General features: G+C 54.3%; 1 protein-coding gene. It reads left to right on the top strand.

Annotated features, from left to right (window positions below; genetic code table 11):
- Positions 1-1,209 (top strand): heavy metal translocating P-type ATPase (locus ACTHUM_RS14690; RefSeq protein ID WP_440403247.1); only part of this gene is annotated, 1,209 nt, incomplete at both ends.

Below are 1,209 nucleotides of genomic sequence, written 5' to 3'. Positions count from 1 at the left end.
GGATACGCCGATTGCCATTGCCATTGTGATGACCTTTATTGCGGGTATTTACAGCCTGGCCACCAACGCAGGGCAGGGCATGTATTTTGAATCTATCGCCATGCTGCTGTTTTTCCTGTTGGGCGGGCGTTTTATGGAACAGATTGCCCGACGCAAAGCAGGCGATGCGGCGGAGCGGTTGGTCAAACTGGTTCCGGCATTCTGCCACCGTTTGCCATCTTATCCGGAAAGTGAAGCCATCGAAGAAGCCGCAGTCGTCCGCCTCAATATCGGCGATACGATTGTTGTGAAGCCCGGCGAAGTCATTCCGGTGGACGGTACGGTTTTATCCGGCGAGAGTGAAGTTAACGAAGCCATGTTGACCGGCGAAAGCCTGCCCATCGTGAAAAGGCCGTCTGAAAAAGTAACCGCCGGCACGCTCAACACCAGCAGCCCTTTAATCATCCGCACCGACCATACCGGCGGCAACACGCGCCTGTCCCATATCGTCAAACTGCTCGACCGTGCGCTGGCGCAAAAACCGCGTGCCGCCGAGTTGGCCGAAAAATACGCGTCCAGTTTTGTATTTGGCGAGCTCTTGCTTGCAGTTCCTGTTTTTATCGGCTGGGCTTGGTATGCCGATGCGCACACCGCCTTGTGGATTACCGTTGCCCTGCTGGTCATTACCTGTCCGTGTGCCTTATCGCTTGCCACTCCGACCGCACTGGCTGCTTCTACCGGTGCGCTTGCCAAAGACGGCATTCTCATCAGCGGCAAACAAAGCTTGGAAACGCTTGCTCAAATTGACGATGTCGTGTTCGATAAAACCGGTACGTTGACCAAAGGGCAGCTTTCCGTCAGCCGTATGTTGTCCGCAGGCCGTCTGAACGAGGCCCAAGCCCTTGCCGTTGCCCAAGCATTGGAGCAGCAATCCGAACACCCCATCGCCCGTGCCATTTTGAACCATACGCTTTCAGATGGCCCCATATCCGCGCTTGATGTGAAAGTGCAGCAACGGATCAACCGTATCGGACACGGCGTCAGCGCGCAAATCGAATTTGATGGCGAAATCCAGGTTTGGGCTTTGGGCAAAGCGGCATTTGTTTCTGAGATCGCCGGTAATCTGCCTGAAACATTTGCCCATATCGACCACACAGGCAGCATTATTTTCTTGGGCAATCAAAGCGGTTTTCAGACGGCCTTTTTGCTAGAAGACCAAATCAAAGACAG

Source organism: Neisseria sp. P0021.S006 (assembly GCF_051956895.1).
The sequence above is the reverse complement of the archived record's forward strand: the minus strand, read 5'-3'. Positions and strand labels throughout refer to the sequence as shown.